Source organism: Candidatus Symbiopectobacterium sp. 'North America', assembly GCF_015762685.1.
GTDB lineage: Bacteria > Pseudomonadota > Gammaproteobacteria > Enterobacterales > Enterobacteriaceae > Symbiopectobacterium.
On record NZ_PEHF01000070.1, the window covers coordinates 19,628 to 41,697 of the forward strand.

A 22,070-nucleotide genomic window follows, 5' to 3' on the forward strand; every position below is an offset into this window, starting at 1 on the left:
TGTCTATGGCGGAACTCACCGCGTTATCCATCACCCAACTGCAACAACACCTGCAACGCGGAGAGCTTGCCGCCCGTGAGATCGCTGACATTACGCTGGATGCCATCGCGCAGCGGCACCCAACGTTAAATGCCTATAACCAGGTAACAGGCCAACGTATGCAACAAGAGGCCGATGCGCTGGATGCGAGGCGCCTGCGCGGTGACGTTTTGCCACCGTTGGCAGGTGTGCCTTATGCGGTAAAGAACCTGTTTGACGTTGCCGGAGAAACGACGCTGGCAGGCGCACAGCTGTTTGCCAACCACCCCCCCCGCCAAGCGCGATGCGTTTGCGCTGCGCCAGTTAAGCGCCAGCGGTGCCCTGCTTTCCGGCATGCTGAATATGGATGCTTACGCCTACGGTTTCACCACCGAAAACACCCATTACGGCCCGACTCGCCATCCACTCGATCCAACCCGTATCGCTGGAGGCTCCTCCGGCGGGTCTGCCGCCGCGGTCGGCGCGGGCCTGGTGCACTTTTCACTGGGCAGCGATACCAATGGATCGATTCGGGTGCCCTCGTCCCTGTGTGGCATTTTTGGCCTAAAGCCGACGTTTGGCCGGTTATCTCGTGAAGGTAGCCACCCGTTTGTTGCCAGCCTCGATCATATCGGCCCGCTGGCGCGCCGCATAGTGGATTTGGCTTTGGTGTTCGATGCCTTACAGGGCATTCATAGTGACGATCGTTTTCAGCGCCCGCAGCCGCTCCTTTCTAGCGCATCCCGCTTGCAGGACGGCGCTCATGGCTTGCGCAGTGCCGTGCTTTCCGGCTACTTTCATGAAGCCTGCGATAATGATGCGCGCGATGCAGTGCAGCGTGTTGCACACGCGCTTGCAGCCAATGAAGAAAGGACTATCGCCCAGGCCGAACTGGCTCGCACCGCCGCCTTTATTCTCTCGGCCAGCGAGGGGGTAACCGTTATCTCTCCGCCCTGCGCCACGCGCCTGAAAAATTTGAGCCGCACTCACGTGAACGCCTGACGGCGGGAGCCATGTTGCCTTCTGCCTGGTATCTACAGGCTCAGCGTTTTCATGACGTCCTTCGCCGTCAGGTATTACCGTTGTTTGAACACGTGGGCCTGCTGATTACCCCGGCGACACCGTGCTGCGCAACCCTGATCGGCCAAGAAACGATGCGAATCAATCACACCGATCTGCCCGTACGCGCCATTATGGGCATGTTGACTCAGCCTATTTCGTTTGTTGGGCTTCCCGTCGTCACCGTGCCGTTGATGACCACAAAAGGGTTGCCTATTGGCGTGCAACTTATTGCCGCCCCCTGGCGGGAAGATATTTGTCTGCGTGCTGCTTGGGCGCTGGAACAATCCGGCGTGGTCAGTGCCATTTCCTGCCAGTAAAGAAGGTGAAATAGCATTGTAGGGGGATGCCTGTGGGCATCCTTAGGTTGCTGGCAACGTTATCTAAAACAGTCATTCCCCCTCCACCACCGTCATTCCCGCGTAAGCGAGAATCTTTGGCAGATGAAACGCGTTTTTCCTCACAGAGATCCCCGGCTTTCGCCGAGGATAACGAAAAGGGAAAGTGACTTTGTCATCAGCCTGAGAAGACCCGAATGTATTTTCTATTTCAGTGTGCATCACAGGGAAATATAAAGCATTGACAATGGCATTCTCCCCCTTTCGATCAAGCAATCATTTTCAGTGTAATCCGAAAATAACCACCATCAAATAGCGATATAAATCACCTTTATCACTGCAATGGCATAAGTAATTTCAAAAAAATCACAACGTCATTCAAGTCCATTATTACCCACAACATACAGAAACGTAAAAACCATTTAAAACATCGAATTTTAAAACACATATCATTGATATATAAACAAAAAATTAATACAAAACATCAATAAATAATATAAAAAGCAGACAGTGAAAAATAAAGAAAAATGGCCTACCAAGCGACATGGAAATGAATATCTTCATAGCACCACTCTCGGCACAAAGGGTTGCCTCAGAATCTGAGTATGGTAGGGTATGACGTGTTTTCACCTTCATCAGGACGAAATATAGAACGATAAATCACAGAGGAACTTTATCATTTCATGGCAATAAAACTCGAAGTAAAGCATCTCTATAAAATATTTGGCGAGCACCCTGACAGGGCATTCAAACTGATAGACAAAGGGCTAAACAAAGATCAGATCTTTGAAAAAACCGGGCTCACTGTCGGCGTGAAAGACGCCAATCTGGCCATTGAAGAAGGCGAGATATTCGTCATCATGGGATTATCCGGCTCGGGTAAATCCACACTGGTACGCCTTCTCAATCGTCTGATTGAACCGACTCTCGGTCAGGTACTGATCGACGGCGAAAACATCGCCGAGGTATCAGACACGGAACTGCGCGCCCTGCGCCGCAAAAAAATCAGCATGGTGTTCCAGTCATTCGCCTTGATGCCGCACCTGAGCGTGTTAGCTAACACTGCGTTTGGCATGGAGTTGGCAGGCGTCGATAAAGCACAGCGTGAACAGAAAGCGCTCGAAGCACTGCAACAGGTAGGCCTTGAAGCCTATGCCAATACCTACCCGGATGAGCTTTCCGGCGGGATGCGCCAACGCGTCGGTCTGGCGCGCGCACTGGCAAACGATCCCGATATTCTGCTGATGGATGAAGCGTTTTCAGCGCTCGATACGCTGATCCGTACTGAAATGCAAGATGAGTTGGTGAAACTGCAATCGCGCCACCAGCGTACCATCGTGTTTATTTCCCACGATCTGGACGAAGCCATGCGCATCGGCGATCGCATCGCCATCATGCACGGCGGTGAAGTGATCCAGGTCGGTACGCCAGATGAAATTCTCAACAACCCGGCTAATGACTATGTGCGTACCTTCTTCCGCGGCGTGGATATTAGCCACGTGTTCCGTGCCAAAGATATTGCGCGTCGTCGCCCCGTTACCTTGATCCGCAAAACGCCCGGCGTTGGGCCGTGCTCTGCGCTCAAGATCCTACAGGATGATGATCGTGAATATGGCTACGTGCTGGAAAAAGGGAAAAAATTTATCGGCGTCGTTTCTATCGATTCACTGAAAAAAGCACTGCACACGCAAGAACCACTGGAACAGGCTTTGCTGCCCGACCCTACCCCCGTGCCCGCAGATATGTCTCTCAATGAACTGATTTTACAGGTTACGCAGGCCCCCTGCGCCGTACCGGTCATCGGTGAGAACAGTGAATATATCGGCATTATTTCCAAGGGCATGCTGTTACAGGCATTAGACAAGGAGGGCAGCAACAATGACTTACGCAACCAATCCGTGGGAAACCACGCAAACACCGGTCAATGCTGCCGAACAGGCAGCCACCAGCAGCAATGGCGATCCCTGGTCATCGGCAGCACAAAGTGCATCGGCTTCAGGTGACGCCGCAACTAACAGCGCAGATGCCTGGGGCGCCCCCGCTCAGGATGCCGCACAGTCTGGCGCTGATTGGCTGAACAGCGCCCCTGCACCGACTCAGGAACACTTTTCGCTGTTAGATCCGTTCAAAGACACGTTGATTCCGTTGGATCATTGGGTCACCGGAGGGATCGACTGGCTGGCGCGCAGTGAGCGTGCGGCAAAAGTGGTGCGCCCACTGCTCGACGCCATGCAAACCACGCCGGCGTTTGTGTATCTGGTGCCCATTGTCATGCTGTTTGGCATCGGGAATGTGCCCGGCGTGGTGGTCACTATTATCTTTGCGCTACCACCGATTGTTCGTTTGACCATCCTCGGTATCCGGCAGGTGCCCGCCGATCTGGTAGAAGCCGCTGAGCCCTTTGGAGCCAGTCCGCACCAGATGTTGTTCAAAGTACAGTTGCCGTTGGCAATGCCCACCATCATGGCTGGTGTTAAGCAGACGCTGATGCTCGCGCTCTCCATGGTGGTCATTGCTTCGATGATCGAAGTGGGAGGATTGGGGCAGATGGTGCTGCGCGGTATCGGGCGTCTGGATATGGGACTGGCTGCCGTGGGCGGAGTCGGGATCGTTATTCTTGCCATTATTTTGGACCGATTGACCCAGTCTCTGGGGCGTGACCGCCGTAGCCATGGTAATCAATCCTGGTATCGCACCGGTCCATTGGGGCTGATCTTGCGCCCGTTCACGCGTTAATCACATTACATATAAAGAGGGATAAACCATGATGCAGAAAACCGGATTCGGGGCTGTTGCCCTGATTGCCGCGCTAACAGGCTCGCCGCTCTATGCCGCCGATCAGCCGGGCAAAGGTGTCAGTGTTCAGCCCGTGCAGAGCACGATTTCGGAAGAAACCTTCCAGACGTTGCTGGTTAGCCGCGCGCTGGAGAAACTGGGCTACAACGTGCAACCCATTCGCGAAGTGGATTATAACGTTGCCTATATGTCCATCGCATCCGGCGATGCCACCTTCACCGCCGTCAACTGGCATCCGCTTCAGGCAGACATGTACAAAGCGGCTGGCGGTGATGCTAAATTTTACCGCGATGGGGTTTACGTTGGCGGTGCCGCGCAGGGCTATCTGATCGACAAAAAGACAGCGGAAAAGTACCAGATCACCAACGTTGAGCAATTTAAAGACCCTGAGATCGCCAAGCTGTTTGATACCAACGGTGACGGCAAAGCGGACCTGATCGGTTGTGCACCAGGTTGGGGTTGTGAAGCCGCCATCAACCATCACCTTCAGGCTTACGGATTGAGCAACACGGTCGAGCACAATCAGGGTAACTACGCCGCGATGATCGCGGATGCCATTACCCGCTATAAAGAAGGCAAACCTATCTTCTATTACACCTGGACACCGTACTGGGTCAGCGATGTGCTGGTACCCGGGGCGCGATGTTGTCTGGTTACAGGTGCCTTTCTCTTCTCAACCGGGAGAAATGAAAGGCTCCAGCACCAAGCTGGCTAACGGCAACGACTACGGCTTCCCCGTGAATAATATTCGCATCGCAGCAAACAAAGCGTGGGCCGAGAAAAATCCGGCGGCTGCCAAGCTGTTTGCCATCATGAATCTGCCATTGGCCGACATCAACGCGCAAAACATGCGGATGCGCAGCGGAGAGAGCAGCCAGAAAGATATCGAACGCCATGTGGATGGCTGGATCAAGGCACATCAGGCACAGTTTGATGGTTGGATAAAAACCGCCACTGACGCGGCCAAGTAATCAGATAGCGTCACGTTGTTATTCACTTACAGGCCCACTTGGGCCTTAAACTGATGTCAAAGCTCGTCGTCCTCGGCGTAGGCCGGGGACCTCTGTCAGGAAGAATGTGTTTCGCCTGTGGGAGATTCCCGCCTACGCGGGAATGACAGAGAGTATATGGGAATGGCCGTTTTCCTTCGCTTTGTCAGCTACCTCAAGCCCATTCGGACCTGTTTCTTCAGATTCCGTTCCCCGTAAACGCCCTCACCCTTAACGGATTTGCTACAATCACGCCCACACCTTTCAGAACGCTAGCGAGTATTCATGTCTTCTCAACAGGCCCAGACCGGCCTCAGTCTTCCTTTAACGCTCATCATGTCAACGGCAACCGGATTGGCCGTTGCCAGTAATTACTAAGCCCAGCCGCTATTAGAAACCATCGCCAGAGTCTTTGAGCTTTCCGTTAATCAGGCAGGGCTTATAGTCACCGCCGCACAGGTGGGCTATGCGGTAGGTTTGATGTTTCTGGTGCCGATGGGCGATATGTTTGAACGGCGCACGCTGATTGTCACCATGACGCTGTTAACCGCGTTGGGACTGGTGATTACCGCGCTGGCCCCCACATTACCGGTGATGCTTGCTGGTATCGGGGTCGCGGGGTTGTGTTCCGTGGTAGCCCAAGTGCTGGTGCCGCTCGCGGCAACGCTGGCAACCCCCGAAACCCGCGGTAAGGTGGTCGGTACGATAATGAGCGGTTTACTGCTCGGCATTCTGCTTGCACGCACCATTGCTAGCGCACTCGCCACGCTGGGAGGATGGCGTACCGTATATTGGGTAGCCAGCGTACTGATGGTCATCATGGCATTGGTGCTGTGGCGCGCTCTGCCGCGTTTACTGCCCAGCAATAACCTGCAATACGAACAACTGATCGTTTCCATTTTCCGGCTGTTTGGCACTACGCGCGTGCGCGCACTGCTTGGGTGTCTCTCTTTCGCCAATTTCAGCATTCTTTGGACCTCGATGGCATTTATGCTGTCGGCACCGCCTTATCACTACTCAGAAGGGATTATCGGGCTATTTGGTTTAGTTGGAGCGGCAGGCGCACTGGCCGCCACCCGCGCTGGTCGTCTGGTCGATAAGGGAAAAGCCACATTAACCACCACGGTAGGTCTGGTACTGCTGTTGCTGTCCTGGGGCATGATCGCCATGGGTGCCACGGCGCTGCTGCCGCTGATTGTCGGCATTGTCGTGCTCGACCTTGCCGTGCAGGGTTTGCACGTCACTAACTAAAGCGTGATCTACCAGATGATGCCGGAAGCGCGTAACTGACTCACCGACGGATACATGACCAGCTACTTTATCGGCGGCGCTGCGGGCTCTTTGCTGTCTGCGGCCACCTATCAGGTCGCAGGCTGGACAGGTGTTTGCTATGCGGGTGCCGCAGTGAGCCTGCTGACGCTGCTTATCTGGATTCCCAGCCGAAAACACGGCTGAGAGGGCCGTCGATGAGGATGTGTCACATCTCTGGCACATCCGCCCTTTTATCGGTAGGGTATTGACTACCCATTCTATTAAACGACACGTTAGCCAATGATAAGCCAACAGCAGGAGAAGCAGATTGAACACGACTCCCCGCACGCCACCTTTGCCGAAGGGGTGATCAGTAGCCTGCCGATTGTGATCGGTTATCTTTCCGTCGCCTTCGCTTTTGGTCTGAATGCAGTCAAACTCGGCTATTCGCCGTGGGAAGCGGTCTTTATGTCGTGCGTGATTTACGCCGGCGCCAGCCAGTTTGTGATTACCGCCCTGCTCAGCGCCGGGATGTCCATTTGGGTGGCGGCGTTTACCGTCATGGCCATGGATGTACGCCATGTGCTGTATGGCCCTGCGCTGCGGCACCGTATTTTGCAGCGCCTGCCTACGCGCAAGACACCGCTGTGGGCGTTTGGGCTGACCGATGAAGTCTTCGCCGCCGCAACAGCACGGCTGGCACAAAACAATCGCCGCTGGAGTGAAAACTGGATGCTGGGCGTCGCTGCCGCCTCCTGGATTTCCTGGGCCTGTGGCACAGTGATCGGCGCGTTATTTGGTAATGGACCGTTGAAAGCGTACCCCGCCGTCGAGGCGGCACTTACCTTCATGCTGCCCGCGCTGTTCCTCAGTTTCCTGCTAGCTTCTTTTAAAAAACGGCAAAGTGTGATCGTGGTGTGTGCACTGGGTGGTGCCCTGCTTGGGTTACTGCTGTTCTCCATTCCGGCCGCGATTTTAGTCGGTATCGGCAGTGGCTGCGCCGCCGCACTGTTTCTTGCACCGCCCGTCATGGCTCAACAGGGGGAAAAATCCGCATGAATAGCCAAATAGTGCTGATTGGAGTGTTGGTCGGCATGGTGAATTTTTTATTCCGCTACCTGCCACTCCGTCTGGGAGCCAGCCGCGCTTCCGGCTCACTCAAGCGCGGCAAAGTGGGGGCAGTGCTCGACAGCATTGGCATCGCGTCTATCTGCGCCTTGCTGATTGTTTCCAGCGTCCCAGAGATTCAACAGCATACTAACAAGTTGTTGCCTACACTCATCGGTTGTCTGACGCTCACGCTCTGCTTCTACCGGACACGCAGCATTGTCATATCAACATTGTTGGGCGCGTTTTGTTACGGTATTGCTTTTAAATACCTTTCATTGGGAATTATTTAATATCATTGTGTTAGCAGCACGTTATTAGTGGTTCACGTTACATTACAGAAGGTCACTTATGTTCTGTCACAAAGTCGACGACCAATGCGACTAAATATCGTTTACCCGATTAGTAACTTTCGTTATTATACTGATCGTGATTAATGAGGTTTACATAAAAATGGATAGTCCATCTGTACACAAGCACGGGCTCACTGAAAGTGGCGCGCGTGACAAAAAACCTGAGTTCGATAAAAACAGCTCCTTCTCGCCCATCGAACAAATGATCAATCTGCGAGCTTCGCGCAATCCAGAGTTTCCTCAACAGGAAATCTTGCTGGTGCGTTTGTGCATGCACATGCAGAACAAGATTCTGGAGCACCGCAACAAGATTTTGCGGGAACAGGGCATCAACGAAACGTTGTTTATGGCACTGATTACGCTGGAGTCTCAGGAATCACGTAGTATTCAACCATCAGAATTGAGCGCCGCACTGGGCTCTTCGCGTACCAATGCCACGCGCATTGCCGATGAGTTAGAGAAACGCGGTTGGATTGAACGCCGTGAAAGCGATAGCGATCGTCGTTGCTTACACTTGCATATGACAGATGAAGGCAAAGCGTTTCTCGATCGTCTGTTGCCACCGCAGCACCAGAGTCTGCATTTCCTCTGGTCAGCATTGGAAAAAGATGAGCAGAAGCAGTTGGAAGTGCTGATGCGTAAATTGCTGGTGCGGCTGGACGAAATGGACAAGATCGATAATCCATGATCTCGTCAGACCGATAATAACAATACTGTCTTACCTTAAATACATCTTCACACGCACTGGCGTGTTGCCAGATGCCTGGTGTTTTTGGATCAATACCCGTTCGTATCATGACCGTTCATTAAACGGACCACGTTCCGCTGCCTCACGGCAGCCGGAGCGATAAGTTGCATCATGGGTAAAGGCTGCGTTGGCCGATTCTCTGCCTCGCAGCGCATGTGTAAGAATCGGCCATCGTTATCCGCCGCATTCCGATAAAAAATACCAGCGAAAACTGGTACTTATCCTGTTAACCATGCTGTTTTTACTGGTTGGCTGCATCTGGTTCGTCTACTGGTATCAGGTGCTCAGACACCATCAGGAAACCGACGATGCTTATGTAGCTGGTAATCAGGTGCAGTTGATGTCCCAGGTGAGCGGCAGCGTCACCCGCGTCAACGTGGACAACACCGATTTCGTCAAGCAGGGGGCGGTCCTGGTCGAACTGGACGCGACCGATGCGCAACTGGCTTTCGAACGTGCGCAGACCGCGCTGGCTAACAGAGTGCGCCAGACGCACCAGTTGATGATCAACAGCAAACAATATCAAGCCAACATCGATCTGTATCAAACAGAACTCAATAAAGCCACGGGCGACCTTGCGCGCCGTGAAACCCTGGGTATGTGAATGCCATTGGCCGTGAAGATGTGCAGCACGCGCGTGATGCCGTCGCCAGCGCACGCGCCTCACTGGAAGTGGCCAAGCAGCAATATCAGGCCAATCGCGCGATGATCCTTGATACGCCGCTTGAGCAACAACCCGGTGTGCAACAAGCCGCAACCGATCTGCGTGATGCCTGGTTGGCACTGCAACGAACCCGTATTTTCAGCCCGGTGGATGGCTATATTTCTCGCCGCAGCGTACAAGTTGGTGCGCGTATCACCCCCTCTTCTGCGCTGATGGCCGTGGTGCCCGCCCACCATTTATGGGTGGATGCTAACTTTAAAGAAACGCAGCTTGCCAATATGCGTATCGGCCAGCCCGTCACGGTGGTCAGTGATATCTACGGTGACGATGTGGTGTACCAGGGCAAGGCCGTCGGCCTCGATATGGGGACAGGCAGCGCGTTCTCTCTGCTGCCAGCGCAAAATTCTACCGGTAACTGGATCAAGGTCGTGCAGCGTTTGCCCGTGCGTATTGAGCTGGATGCGCAGCAACTGGCTGGGCACCCGTTGCGTATTGGCCTTTCCACGCTGGTGAAAGTCGATACGGCCAATGTAGAGGGGAAAGTGCTTTCCGATGCACCGCGCAGCGCACCAGCATATCAAAGCGATGCGTTGACGCTGGATCTGGCCCCGGTCAATACCCTGATCGACACCATTATTCGAGCTAATGCGGAATAACCTCGCAGGAGATGAGCGTGCAGAGAAAACCGCTTGAAGGCTCGGCCCTGGCCTGGATGACCGTCGCGCTGTCATTGGCGACCTTTATGCAGGTGCTGGATTCGACCATCACTAACGTGGCCATCCCCACGATTGCCGGTAACCTGGGAGCCTCAAACTCCCAGGGTACTTGGGTTATCACGTCATTCGGGGTAGCCAATCCGATTTCCATTCCGATTACCGGTTGGCTCGCCAAACGCATCGGTGAGGTACGTCTGTTTTTGTGGGCAACGGGACTGTTCGCCTTCACGTCATGGCTGTGCGGCGTCTCCACCAGCTTGGAAATGCTGATTTTCGCCCGTGTGCTTCAGGGGATCGTGGCAGGTCCGTTGATTCCGCTGTCGCAAAGCTTGCTACTGAGTAACTATCCACCTGCCCGACGCAGTATTGCACTGGCGCTCTGGTCGATGACGGTGGTGGTGGTGGCACCCATTTGTGGTCCGATTCTCGGAGGCTGGATCAGCGATAATTATCACTGGGGCTGGATCTTCTTTATCAACGTGCCGTTAGGTATTTTGGTTGTGGTCATTGCGATGCAAACCCTGAAGGGGTGCAAAACCAAAACTGAAATTCGACCGATTGACACCATCGGCCTGGCGCTGTTGATTATCGGGATCGGCAGCCTGCAAATGATGCTGGACAGTGTTAAAGAGCTGGACTGGTTCAGTTCAATGAGATAATCATTTTGACCGTGGTGGATTTGTCACTGTTTAAATCCCGTAACTTCACCATTGGCTGCTTGTGTATCAGCCTGGCCTACATGTTCTATTTTGGCTCCATCGTGCTGTTACCTCAGTTGTTGCAAACAGTCTTTGGCTATACCGCAACCTGGGCTGGGTTTGCCTCAGCGCCAGTCGGCCTGATGCCTGTGCTGCTATCCCCAATCATTGGACGCTTTGCACCGCGTTTGGATATGCGCAAGCTGGTGACGTTCAGCTTCATTATGTATGCCGTATGCTTTTATTGGCGTGCGTATACCTTTGAACCGGGGATGGATTTCGGTGCCTCGGCCTGGCTGCAATTTGTGCAAGGGTTCGCCGTGGCCTGCTTCTTTATGCCGCTCACCACCATTACGCTTTCCGGATTACCCCCAGAGCGACTGGCGGCGGCATCGAGCCTTTCGAACTTTGCGCGTACGCTGGCAGGCTCCATCGGTACCTCGATCACGACGACATTGTGGACACAGCGCGAATCGCTGCACCACGCGCATCTCACCGAATCGGTGACGCCTTACAACCCCATTGCTCAGGGCTCCTATCAGCAGTTGATGGAGATGGGGATGAGTGAGAAGCAGGCTTCCGCATACATCGCCCAACAAATCACCAATCAAGGGTTGATTATTTCAGCCAATGAAATCTTTTGGGCAGCGGCAGGGGTCTTTCTGGTGCTGATGATATTGGTGTGGTTTGCGAGACCACCGTTTACTACCGGGGGCGGCGCTCATTGATAGAGTGGGGTAAGGTTGCTGACAACCTTACCTAAAACAGTCGTCATTCCCGCGAAGGCGGAAATCTCTAGCCGGTAAAACGCGTTTCTTCTGGCAGAGATCCCCGGCTTTCGCCGAGGATGACGAGAGGGAATCCGAAGATGACAAGGCGTTAAGTGACTTAATCACCAGTCGGACATCACTCTTCAGTGATGCTGTGCTGCCGCCACCATTCCGACAGCAAAATACCCGTCGCGACGGAAATATTCAGGCTTTCCACTTTACCCGTACCACCGATAGACAGCGGCAAATCGCCCTGCTGCCAGGTGCTGTCCGTCAGGCCATCACCTTCATGCCCCACCACCAATACCACTTTCTTCGGCAATGCGGTTTGTGCCAGCGGCTGCCCTTTGTGGCTGGAGGTGGTCGCGATGGTATAACCCGCGGCGCGGAACGCATCCAGCGCCGAGGGGAAACTATCGGTTTGAATGGCATTCACATGCTCTGCGCCGCCTTCTGCCGTGCGCACTGCCGCGCCAGATTCCAGCAACGACGGATCGTGAATCAGCCCCCCTTCGACACCAAAGTGCGCGCAGGAGCGCACGATACCGCCCAGATTATGCGGGTTACCCACATCTTCCAGCGCCAGCACGCAATCCGTTTCCTTCGTCTGTGCCTGTGCCAGATAATCATTCACATCAGAGCCCTGGCGTTTCTTGATCAGGAAGCACACGCCGCCGTGGTGATAAGTGCCAGACGCTTTGGTGAGTTCTTCATCATCCACCACATGGTAGGCTTTACGGTTCGCCGCCATCCAGCGTAACGCTTCACGGAAACGCGGCGTCACTTCTTGCAGGAACCAGGCGCGCACAATGGCGTCCGGACGGTTGGTAAACAGCGCCTGACAGGCGTTTTCACCATAAACCCGCGTCTCTTCCTGACGCTGACAGCGAATCTGCTCAGGATCGAGACGGCTCTTGCCCACAATCCCACCGTGGTCTGGTGTCTCTGCGGCATCCGGTGCGCGCGACACGGTTTTCCACGGTGAATCACTGCCGCGACCGTAATCTGCACGATCATCGCGCCCAGCATTGTCATTATTGCGGTGCGGATTTTCACGCACATAGCGCGGGTTCATGTCACGCGGATCGCGTGGTTTGGTACGCCCATCTTTATCGCGGCTATCGCGATTATCACGCGGCTTGCCGCGCACGTCTTTATCCCGATTGTCACGAGACGCATACGGCCCTTTGCCACGCCCCTCTTTGTCCCGGTTGTCGCGAGACTCATACGGCCCTTTGCTGCGCCCGTCTTTGTCTCGGTTGTCGCGCCGCCCGGTTTTTTCGTTATCATTGCGGCGATCGCGCGCGCCGTCTCCGGTACGCGAATTTTTCTTTTCGTCCTCATTACGGACGTACATCACGCGGACCTTTCCGCTCTTACTACCCGCTGAATCGCTCATTATTTTCTCCACCAACGCGCTGGCGCGAAGATTACCTGATGTACACCCGCGACGCTACCGACTTCGGGTATAAAAGCGGAGTTTCCGTGACACCAGAGCAGACGATGACACCGAAACCTGAATCACAACGGTGATGTCTATTGTAATCATTGAGGAAACCACATTGTTTCTTCAGACGGCCATCACCATAATACGTTTACGTTTTTGCAACATGCTGTTGTTTTTCAAGCTGCCCTCTGGTTTTGGCACAACGTTGACCACAGCACATCTATTTTAGCCGTTTTATGATTTGAGGTCGCCTATGAACATGGTATGCGAATCCTGCCACACCACGAACCGTTTGCCGAAAACGCCTTTCGAAAACTGGTTAGATGAAACGATTTGAGCCGTTAAGCCATGTAATAAAAGCCGCACTGGGGCTTTGTGTCCTCCAGTGCGTCAAGTAGAATAGCGCTTTTTAGCCACCCCCCTATGCGCGATAACGCTGTTCTTCGTTTGCGCCAGCACCGTCTGGAACGCTCCACTCGCCCTTTTCGGGCCCGAGGCTGCCGTGTGGTACGTTGTCAACACTGCCTGCTGCCGGTGACCAGCTGTCTGTGCGACATCATCACCCCTCATTCGGCACGCAGCCGCTTTTGTTTGATTATGTTCGATACCGAACCGTTAAAACCCAGCAATACCGGTCGCCTGATTGCCGATATTCTGCCTGACACCCAGGCCTTTCTCTGGTCAGGCACTGAGCCTGATCCAGCATTGCTGGCAGCACTGAAAACCTCGGACTATCAGCCCTATCTGGTTTTTCTTGCGGATGAAGCCGGGCCGTCGCGTCAGGTTTTGCACAGTTTACCAGATAACGCCAAGAGCCGCCGCTGTTTGTGCTGCTGGACGGCACCTGGCCGGAAGCGCGCAAGATGTTTCGCAAAAGCCCTTATCTGGATGCGCTGCCCATTTTGTCGCTTACGGTTGAATCACTCTCACGCTACCAACTGCGCGAAGCCAGTAGCGCAGGACAACACTGCACAGCGGAAATTGCTGCCGCACTGTTGCAACAGGCGTGTGATAATGATGCCAGCCAGGGCCTGCTCAATCACTTCGACCGCTTTCGCCAACGCTATCTGGCCGGTAAAGCACATCGCCTTGTGCAGGAAATTTCATCGACTGTCACAGCATAAAGGCATAAAAACCGCTATGATTCAGCTCTCTGTCCTGTCGGGAGCGAGCGATGAGTCAGCGCGAGTTAGAAGCGTTATTAAGACCAAAATCGATCGCCGTGCTGGGCGCATCGGAGAAACCGGGGCGCGCCGGTTTTCTCATGATGCAAAACCTGCTGGGCGGTCACTTCACCGGTCCGATCCTGCCCGTCACGCCCAAATATCGTGCCGTCTGTGGCGTACTGGCTTATCCCGATGTGGCAAGTTTGCCCATCACTCCCGACCTGGCAGTTCTCTGTACCCATGCCAGTCGCAATTTACTGCTGCTGGACGCGTTGGGTCAGCGCGGTTGTAAAACCGTGATTATTCTCTCTTCGCCCCCCGCACAGGCGGAAGAGCTCAAAGCCTGTGCCAGCCGCTATGCCATGCGTCTGTTGGGTCCGAACAGTCTGGGGATACTGGCACCGTGGCAAGGTTTCAACGCCAGCTTCTCCCCCGTGCCGATCGTCAAAGGCAAGCTGGCGTTTATTTCTCAGTCCGCTGCGGTTTCCAATACCATTCTCGATTGGGCGCAGCAGCGTGGCATCGGCTTTTCCTACTTCATCGCACTGGGTGACAGCTTGGATATCGATGTGGACGATGTCCTCGATTTCCTGGCGCGTGATGGTAAAACCAGCGCCATTTTATTGCACCTTGAGCAGCTTAAGGATGCGCGGCGTTTTCTCTCTGCCGCGCGCAGCGCCGCCAGAAACAAGCCCAACCTGGTTATCAAGAGTGGCCGAACTCAGCTTGCTCAGCAGTTACTGCACGGGCACCAACTCGGGCTGGATGCTGCCTACGATGCGGCCACCCAGCGTGCCGGTCTGCTACGAGTACGAGACACCCACGAGCTGTTCTCCGCGGTGGAAACGCTGAGCCACCTGCGCCCGCTGCGCGGTGAGCGCTTGCTTATTGTCAGCAACGGCGCATCACTCGCCGCACAAGCGCTCGATCAACTGCTTAGCCGACAAGGCAAACTGGCGACCTTGACGGAACAAACCCAGCAGAAGCTGCGCGACGACGCTACCGCTGCGCGCTACCTCAGCACGCTTTCAGTGCTGCTGGACAGCGATGACTACGACGCTCTACTGATCATCCACGCACCGAGCGCCGCGGCGCCCGGTACAGAAAGCGCGCAGCAGTTGATTGCCTGCTGTCAGGCACATCCGCGCGGCAAGCGCATCACCTTACTCACCAACTGGTGCGGCGAATATTCCTCTCAAGAGGCTCGTCGTCTGTTCAATGAGGCTGGCATTCCCACTTACCGCACACCTGAAGGGGCGGTCACAGCCTTTATGCATATCGTGTAATACCGACGTAACCAGAAGCAACTGATGGAAACGCCGGCCCTGCCGCACGATCTCGGCATCAACGCCGCTCAGGCACATCAACTGATTCATCAGGCGTTGACGGATGGGGTAACGCAGTTGGATACCCACGAAGTTCAGCCGATTTTGAACGCCTACGGGCTGCACACCTTGCCGACCTGGATTGCCAGCGACAGCGCGGAAGCGGTGCATATTGCCGAACAGATTGGTTATCCTGTCGCCATCAAGCTGCGTTCACCTGATATCCCGCACAAATCCGAAGTACAGGGGGTGATGCTCTACCTGCGCACCGCCCATGAAGTTCAGCAAGCCGCCGATGCGATTATCGATCGTGTTAAACGTGCCTATCCGCAGGCTCGCATTCACGGGCTGCTAGTACAAGGCATGGCGAATCTCGCTGGCGCACAAGAGCTGCGTATCGCGGTAGAACAGGACCCTATCTTCGGTCCGCTGATTTTATTGGGCGATGGCAGCGTGGAGTGGAACAAGGATTCGCAGGCGGCGGTGGCCTTGCCGGCGCTCAATATGACGCTGGCGCGCTACCTGATAATGCAAGCGCTGAAAAGCGGAAAAATACGCGGGCGCAGCGCCCTGCATCCATTGGATATCGCCGGGCTCAGCCGGCTGCTGGTGCAGGTATTCAATCTGATCCTGGACTGCCCGGAAGTACATCGCCTCGATATTCATCCGCTGCTGGCATCGGGCAGTGAATTCACCCTGCTAGATGTCACACTCCATCTCACGCCTTTCTCTGGCGATCCCCAAGAGCTGGAAGAACAGGTGCAGCTCAATAATCAGGAGTATTGACTGTTTCGCCCCATTCTGCCCGAGGACGAACCGCTGCTGGAAGGCTTTATCGGCAACGTCACCAAAGAAGATCTCTACTACCGTTATTTCAGTGAAATCAACGAATTCAACCATGAAGATTTGGCGTACATGACGCAGATCGACTACGATCGGGAAATGGCTTTTGTTGCGGTGCGCCCGACGGCGTTCGGTGATGAAATCATTGACGTGACGCGCGCCATTTCCGATCCCGATAATATTGCCGCTGAATTCGCGGTGCTGGTGCGTTCAGACTGTAAAGGGATGGGGCTTGGCAAGTGTCTGCTCAGCAAGTTGATTGATTACACCCGTCGCCACGGATTAAAACAATTGAACGGCATCACCATGCCGCATAACCAGGGCATGGTCGCCTTGGCGAAGAAACTCGGTTTCACGGTAGACGTGCAGTTGGACGAAGGGATTGTCACGCTGGTGCTGCCGTTGAACACACAAGATGTTGCGTGACAGAGCGTTTATTTTGGCGGTCAATCTGGTAATGAACGGTAAAACTTACTCACTACGCCCGAAAAGTAGTGGTATCATCGCCCGATTAGGCATTCCCCTGACATCATTAATGACGGCCTTGCGCCGACTAATAAGAGAAGAAACGCACTGTGATGTTGTCTACATTTAAACGCAATAAATACCAACAACACCTTGCACAACTGCCCAAAATCCCTCAAGCAGCGGACGGCATTCAGACGTTACACTCCCCTGAACTGTTTCGCGCCGCGCTGATTAACCTGATCCAACAGGCCAAGACGCGAGTCTATCTGGTCGCACTCTACCTGGAGCAGGATGACGGCGGACAGGGCATACTCTCTGCGCTCTACAACGCCAAGCGCAGCAACCCCTATCTCGACGTGCGTCTGTTGGTCGATTGGCACCGTGCGCAGCGCGGGCGCATTGGTGACAAATCAGCGAGTACCAATGCGGATTGGTACTGCGACATGGCAGAAAAACACGCTGACGTGAAGTTTCCCATTTATGGTATTCCGGTCAATACGCGCGAAGCGCTCGGCGTCTTGCACCTAAAGGGCTTCATCGCTGATGACTGCGTGCTGTATAGCGGTGCCAGCCTGAACGATGTCTATCTGCATCAGCATGATAAGTATCGCTACGATCGCTATCAGCTTATCCATAATGCAGCGCTGGCCGACACCATGTCGGGCTACATCACCACGCTGCTAAACGATCCGGCGGTGCAACGTCTGGACAGCCGTTCGCGGCCCAAAAATCTGGAAATCAAAGCAGATATTCGTCAATTTCGCCAAATGCTGCGCACTCTGGCTTACAACACGCCCGGCAGTGAGGGCGTCAATGGAGAACTGACGGTCACACCGTTAGTCGGGTTGGGTAAACAAAGCCCGTTGAATAACACCATCCATCACCTGATGTTTTGTACCGAGCATAGGCTGGTAATGTGCACCCCTTATTTCAACCTGCCGGCACTGCTGATCAAAAACGTGGTGCGCCTGCTCAAAGAGGACAAGCAGGTGGAGATCATCATTGGCGACAAGACGGCTAACGATTTCTTTATTCCCGAAGATCAGCCGTTCAAGATCATCGGTGCGTTGCCCTACCTGTATGAAATCAACCTGCGCCGTTTCGTCAGCCGCTTGCAGCGTTATATCGACAATCAGCAGTTAACCGTGCGGTTGTGGAAGGATGGGGATAGCAGCTTCCACCTCAAAGGGCTGTGGTCCGACGATACCTGGCAATTACTGACAGGTAATAACCTCAATCCTCGCGCGTGGCGTTTGGATTTGGAAAACGCCATCCTGATCCACGATCCTGAAAAAGTGCTGCTGGAACAGCGGTTGCAAGAGTTGGAGCAGATTCGCGCATACACCACGCCGCTCCAAAGCTATACCGACTTGCAAGGTATCGCACAATATCCAGTGAAAGTACGTAAATTGATACGCCGCTTGCGCCGTATCAGGATCGACAGGTTGATCAGTCGGATTCTGTAATTCCACACCGTAAAGCCCCGTTCGCGGGGTTTTTGATTATCAGTGTAGATGCCATCTCTGCTCATCTCGCCCTTATCCGCGCCATATTGTCATAAAACTGCCTTTTTCGTTTTCCTAATGAAACTCAGTTCCATTTATCTTGAAATAATCAACACTACAGCGCTCGTTTTGTGATCTGCATCTAGGTAAATAAAATACCCTTCCGTTATTATTGTTCTATATAAAAAACCACAGTTTCACATATAAAACCACTATGAATATCTTCCAACAACTTGAGCAAAGCACCAGCGGCAGTCCGTCTCGTGATGATCGTTGACTATATTGCCAATCGTGATAAAGCCAGCTTTACCGAGATCTGTACCGATCTGTCTATACCGAAAAGTAGCGTACATCATCTGCTTGAAGTATTGACGGTATCACAACTATTACGTCAGCGCGCTGATGGACGTTATGTTTTAGGCTTGCGTTTATTCGAACTTGGTGGTCTGGCAATTAAGAATATCGACCTGCGCAAAGATGCCATTGGTTTTATGCACACATTGGTGAAAGAGACGGAGTTAACCTGCCACCTTGGTATTCTTGAGGGGGATAACGGCTTTTTCCTGAGTAAAGTCGAATCGCCCAAGGCTATTGTGAAAACATCTTGGAAAGGTAAGAAAATTGTATTTAACCGCATGTCTCTGGGAAAAGCATTATTGGCTTAGCTGCCACAGGAAAGAATAGAAGCCCTGATTGCTGATTGTACCTTCAAGCGTTTTACGCCACGAACCATTACCAATAAAGATGATGTTCTGGAACACCTGAAGCTCGTCAAAGAACAAGATTGGGCGATCGACGACGGTGAAGACATTGAGGAAATCTGCTGTATGGCAGCACCGATTTTTAATCAGGATGGCAAGGTTATCGCCGCCATCGGCGTCAATGGCATGCAGTCACAGTATGCCAATGGCAAGAAAGAGAAACACTTGGCAAGCCTGATTAAAACCAGCAAGGCAATCTCCGATCATATTAACAGCCATCGCGCTGAATAACTCCAATAAGCAAACAGAAATACTATATTATTAATTAAGAGGTTAATAATCAGAGCGTCAATAAAACAATTTTTATTTTACACTGATAAATTACATGTAATTCGCTTACTACTGAAAGATTGATCATTCACCGGAAACCGGTAATGGATATCATCAATCTAGGTAGCGATACATAATGGGTAAAATATCTGTAATGTCTTTAACAACATTACGGGAAGGCAGCTTATAATTAAAAATAACATCTAGAAACCCAAAATAGTAAGGCAATAGCAAACATTTAATTATCAATTTTTAATGGGGATAACCATCTTCAACATTATGTGAATGTGGGTAATAACACCCAGGGCCTTGTGCGCCCCTGATTTTTAAATTTTATACCTATCACCTATCTGCTTTTATCAAAAGCGGCGGGACACATTTTTATTTTTTATAGATGAGGCTTTTCATGAAAATCAAACAAGCTATTGATAAAATCCCTGGGGGATTAATGCTGGTTCCGCTCTTTTTGGGCGCACTCTGTAATACCTTTACTCCGGGCGCAGGGAAGTATTTGGGCTCCTTCAGTAACGGACTGATTACCGGCACCATTCCTATTCTGGCCGTGTGGTTCTTCTGCATGGGCGCATCCATTGAGCTCAAAGCGACGGGTACCATGCTGAAAAAATCTGGCGTTTTGGTTGTCACCAAAATTGCCACTGCATGGGTCGTGGCAATCCTTCTTGCCGGGCGATGGTATCCAAAACGGCTTGCTTGCGGGTATCTCAGTTCTCGCACTGGTAGCAGCGATGGATATGACCAACGGGGGTCTGTATGCCGCCCTGATGAACCAATATGGTTCTAAAGAAGAAGCCGGTTCCTTCGTGTTGATGTCGTTGGAGTCCGGTCCGCTGATGAACATGGTTATCCTCGGTGCCAGCGGTATCGCAACCTTTGAACCACAACTGTTTGTCAGCGCTGTGTTACCTTTCCTGATTGGTTTTACACTGGGCAACCTGGATCCGGACCTGAGAAAACTGTTTGGTAACTCTGTCCAAACCTTAATTCCTTTCTTCGCCTTGGGTAACACCATCAACCTGGCCGTTATCCTCAAAACCGGTTTTGCCGGTATTTTTCTGGGCGTGCTGGTGATTGTAGTTACTGGTATCCCGTTGATCCTGGCTGACAAATTTATCGGTAGCGGTAACGGTACCGCAGGTGTAGCGGCCTCCAGTAGCGCCGGTGCCGCAGTCGCAACTCCGCTTTTGATCGCCAACATGGCTCCGGAATTCGCCCCGGTAGCTCAACAAGCCACGGCGCTTGTTGCCACCAGTGTTATAGTGACTTTAGTACTCGTGCCCATCATTACGGCCTTGTGGGCAAAACGATTTTCACCTAAAAACGCATAAAAGGTAACAATATGGACGTACGACAAAGTGTACACAGCGAACATGCTAAAACGCCCGATACCACCGAGCTGAGAAAGAAATTTCTCATTGAGCAGATTTTTACGCCAAACCAATACACGATGGTGTACAGTCACATTGACCGCATTGTTGTGGGTGGGATTATGCCGATTGACGGCGAGATCACCTTTGATGACGGTATCGGTAAGCAATTTGGTGTGAACTATTTTCTCGAACGCCGCGAGTTGGGCCTGATCAATATCGGTGGCCCGGCAAACATCGTGATTGATGGCAAAAGCTACGCGGTAGGCAACGAAGAAGCGCTCTACGTGGGTAAAGGAGCGAAAGCGCTGGCATTCAGCAGCGTAGATAAGGCTAAACCGGCAAAACTGTATTACAACAGTGCGCCAGCGCATGCCACGTTCCCAACGCGTGTGATTACGCAAGAGGATGCGGTTAAAGCCCCGCAGGGTGATATCGCAACCTGTAACAAGCGTACCATTTGCAAATATCTGGTACCGGAAGTGGTGGAAACCTGCCAGTTAAGTATGGGGTTGACGCGTTTGGCAGAAGGCAGCAACTGGAACTCAATGCCGACCCATACCCATGAACGCAGAATGGAAGTTTACTTCTATTTTGATATGGCAGATGACACCATTATTTTCCATATGATGGGCGAGCCACATGAAACACGTCACCTGGTAATGCACAACGAGCAGGCAGTGATCTCACCGAGCTGGTCGATTCACACTGGCGTTGGTACCAAAAATTATGCCTTTATCTGGGGCATGATCGGTGAAAACCTGACGTTTGACGACATGGACCATATTGCGATGAAAGATCTGCGCTAGTAGGCGCTGCACGACTCGCACTCGTTCGGCTAACGCCCACGGTATCGATACCGTGGGCGTTTTTATATCTGCTATCCGGCAATCTTTTTCGCTGGCATTTACCGCACTGTCGGAGGGCGGGCCTTCCGATCCCCACAAAGAAGTCCCTACAAATTTAGGCCGAGTCTTTTTGTTGGTACTGTGAATATTTCGTGCGCGTTAACCCACGTGGTTATTTGCACCGTACATCGCACTCGCCCGACACGGGGCGCTCAATTACGCGGTGCCTTAGGGGCCCGAGCCCACTGACGGGCCGCCAGCGACGCGTTCCCGACGCGGTACTGACTTTCGCGGCGTCCTGCCGCTCACCCTGTGGTCTCGTTCCCCTCTGCGTTATTTTTTACGCGATATAACGTCAAACAATTCAAAAAATTAAAACCATGCCCCCTTACGCTATTCTCGGCGCGTATGCGAAGAACTCTCGCAGGCAAAATGCAGTCTCCCTGTCTGAGGTCTCTGGCCTTCGCCGAGGATAACGAAATGAGGGTAAGAGAAAGGTTATTACATTAATAAAGTGAATATCACACACAGCAAAAAGGGCCGTC

The 22,070-nt window shown here is 52.9% G+C and carries 9 protein-coding genes and 9 pseudogenes; 17 read left to right on the forward strand and 1 reads right to left on the reverse strand.

The window, feature by feature from the left end:
• The first annotated feature begins 5 nt into the window (after positions 1 to 5).
• From CS369_RS14895 to CS369_RS14940, 10 genes and pseudogenes are all read left to right on the forward strand, one after another.
• Positions 6 to 1,397: pseudogene (locus CS369_RS14895) on the forward strand (AtzE family amidohydrolase).
• 701 nt (positions 1,398 to 2,098) lie between these two features.
• Positions 2,099 to 3,292: pseudogene (gene proV / locus CS369_RS14900) on the forward strand (glycine betaine/L-proline ABC transporter ATP-binding protein ProV); the annotation flags it as partial.
• A 1-nt stretch (position 3,293) separates the two neighbouring features.
• Positions 3,294 to 4,151 (forward strand): ABC transporter permease subunit, encoded by an 858-nt coding sequence (locus tag CS369_RS14905; protein ID WP_244665036.1) that lies wholly within the window; start codon positions 3,294 to 3,296, stop codon positions 4,149 to 4,151.
• A 31-nt stretch (positions 4,152 to 4,182) separates the two neighbouring features.
• Positions 4,183 to 5,182, forward strand: a pseudogene (proX, locus tag CS369_RS14910) (glycine betaine/L-proline ABC transporter substrate-binding protein ProX).
• A gap of 303 nt (positions 5,183 to 5,485) precedes the next feature.
• Positions 5,486 to 6,655, forward strand: a pseudogene (locus CS369_RS14915) (MFS transporter).
• A 96-nt stretch (positions 6,656 to 6,751) separates the two neighbouring features.
• Positions 6,752 to 7,510 carry an AzlC family ABC transporter permease gene (locus tag CS369_RS14920; protein WP_196907729.1) on the forward strand — a complete coding sequence of 253 codons (759 nt, stop codon included), beginning with the start codon at positions 6,752 to 6,754 and terminating at the stop codon, positions 7,508 to 7,510.
• The gene (gene ygaH / locus CS369_RS14925; protein WP_196907730.1) at positions 7,507 to 7,851 is read left to right on the forward strand and encodes an L-valine transporter subunit YgaH; all 345 of its coding nucleotides are present in this window, start codon (positions 7,507 to 7,509) and stop codon (positions 7,849 to 7,851) included. The genes CS369_RS14920 and ygaH overlap by 4 nt, the downstream gene beginning before the upstream one ends.
• 160 nt (positions 7,852 to 8,011) lie before the next feature.
• The gene (gene mprA, locus CS369_RS14930) at positions 8,012 to 8,599 is read left to right on the forward strand and encodes a transcriptional repressor MprA (protein WP_196907731.1); all 588 of its coding nucleotides are present in this window, start codon (positions 8,012 to 8,014) and stop codon (positions 8,597 to 8,599) included.
• Positions 8,600 to 8,822: 223 nt separating this feature from the next.
• A pseudogene (emrA, locus tag CS369_RS14935) lies at positions 8,823 to 9,979 on the forward strand (multidrug efflux MFS transporter periplasmic adaptor subunit EmrA).
• Positions 9,980 to 9,996: 17 nt separating this feature from the next.
• A pseudogene (locus CS369_RS14940) lies at positions 9,997 to 11,465 on the forward strand (DHA2 family efflux MFS transporter permease subunit).
• Between the two features lie 178 nt (positions 11,466 to 11,643).
• Here the strand turns inward: CS369_RS14940 and CS369_RS14945 are convergent.
• Positions 11,644 to 12,906 (reverse strand): tRNA/rRNA methyltransferase, encoded by a 1,263-nt coding sequence (locus CS369_RS14945; RefSeq protein WP_196907732.1) that lies wholly within the window; start codon positions 12,904 to 12,906, stop codon positions 11,644 to 11,646.
• A 471-nt stretch (positions 12,907 to 13,377) separates the two neighbouring features.
• Here CS369_RS14945 and CS369_RS14950 point away from each other — a divergent pair.
• The 7 genes and pseudogenes from CS369_RS14950 (at position 13,378) to kduI (ending at position 21,486) form a co-directional block, all read left to right on the forward strand.
• A pseudogene (locus CS369_RS14950) lies at positions 13,378 to 14,078 on the forward strand (tRNA-uridine aminocarboxypropyltransferase).
• A gap of 50 nt (positions 14,079 to 14,128) precedes the next feature.
• Positions 14,129 to 16,714: pseudogene (locus CS369_RS14955) on the forward strand (GNAT family N-acetyltransferase).
• Positions 16,715 to 16,866: 152 nt separating this feature from the next.
• A complete protein-coding gene (pssA, locus tag CS369_RS14960; RefSeq protein ID WP_196907733.1) occupies positions 16,867 to 18,222 on the forward strand; it encodes a CDP-diacylglycerol--serine O-phosphatidyltransferase in 1,356 nt (451 codons plus the stop codon).
• Positions 18,223 to 18,494: 272 nt separating this feature from the next.
• Positions 18,495 to 18,926, forward strand: a complete 432-nt coding sequence (locus CS369_RS23830; protein WP_244665037.1) for an IclR family transcriptional regulator — start codon at positions 18,495 to 18,497, stop codon at positions 18,924 to 18,926.
• A gap of 27 nt (positions 18,927 to 18,953) precedes the next feature.
• Positions 18,954 to 19,253, forward strand: a complete 300-nt coding sequence (locus CS369_RS23835) for an IclR family transcriptional regulator C-terminal domain-containing protein (protein ID WP_244665039.1) — start codon at positions 18,954 to 18,956, stop codon at positions 19,251 to 19,253.
• A gap of 445 nt (positions 19,254 to 19,698) precedes the next feature.
• Positions 19,699 to 20,638, forward strand: a pseudogene (kdgT, locus tag CS369_RS14970) (2-keto-3-deoxygluconate transporter).
• A gap of 11 nt (positions 20,639 to 20,649) precedes the next feature.
• The gene (gene kduI, locus CS369_RS14975; protein WP_196907734.1) at positions 20,650 to 21,486 is read left to right on the forward strand and encodes a 5-dehydro-4-deoxy-D-glucuronate isomerase; all 837 of its coding nucleotides are present in this window, start codon (positions 20,650 to 20,652) and stop codon (positions 21,484 to 21,486) included.
• The last annotated feature ends 584 nt before the right edge of the window (positions 21,487 to 22,070 follow it).

What these genes read in the sequence shown, in the direction of transcription:
- ygaH (WP_196907730.1), top strand. Translation starts at nt 7,507, where the DNA reads ATGAATAGCCAAATAGTGCTGATTGGAGTGTTGGTCGGCATGGTGAAT.
- pssA (WP_196907733.1), top strand. Translation starts at nt 16,867, where the DNA reads ATGTTGTCTACATTTAAACGCAATAAATACCAACAACACCTTGCACAA.
- CS369_RS14920 (WP_196907729.1), top strand. Translation starts at nt 6,752, where the DNA reads ATGATAAGCCAACAGCAGGAGAAGCAGATTGAACACGACTCCCCGCAC.
- CS369_RS14945 (WP_196907732.1), bottom strand. Translation starts at nt 12,906, where the DNA reads ATGAGCGATTCAGCGGGTAGTAAGAGCGGAAAGGTCCGCGTGATGTAC.
- kduI (WP_196907734.1), top strand. Translation starts at nt 20,650, where the DNA reads ATGGACGTACGACAAAGTGTACACAGCGAACATGCTAAAACGCCCGAT.
- mprA (WP_196907731.1), top strand. Translation starts at nt 8,012, where the DNA reads ATGGATAGTCCATCTGTACACAAGCACGGGCTCACTGAAAGTGGCGCG.
- CS369_RS14905 (WP_244665036.1), top strand. Translation starts at nt 3,294, where the DNA reads ATGACTTACGCAACCAATCCGTGGGAAACCACGCAAACACCGGTCAAT.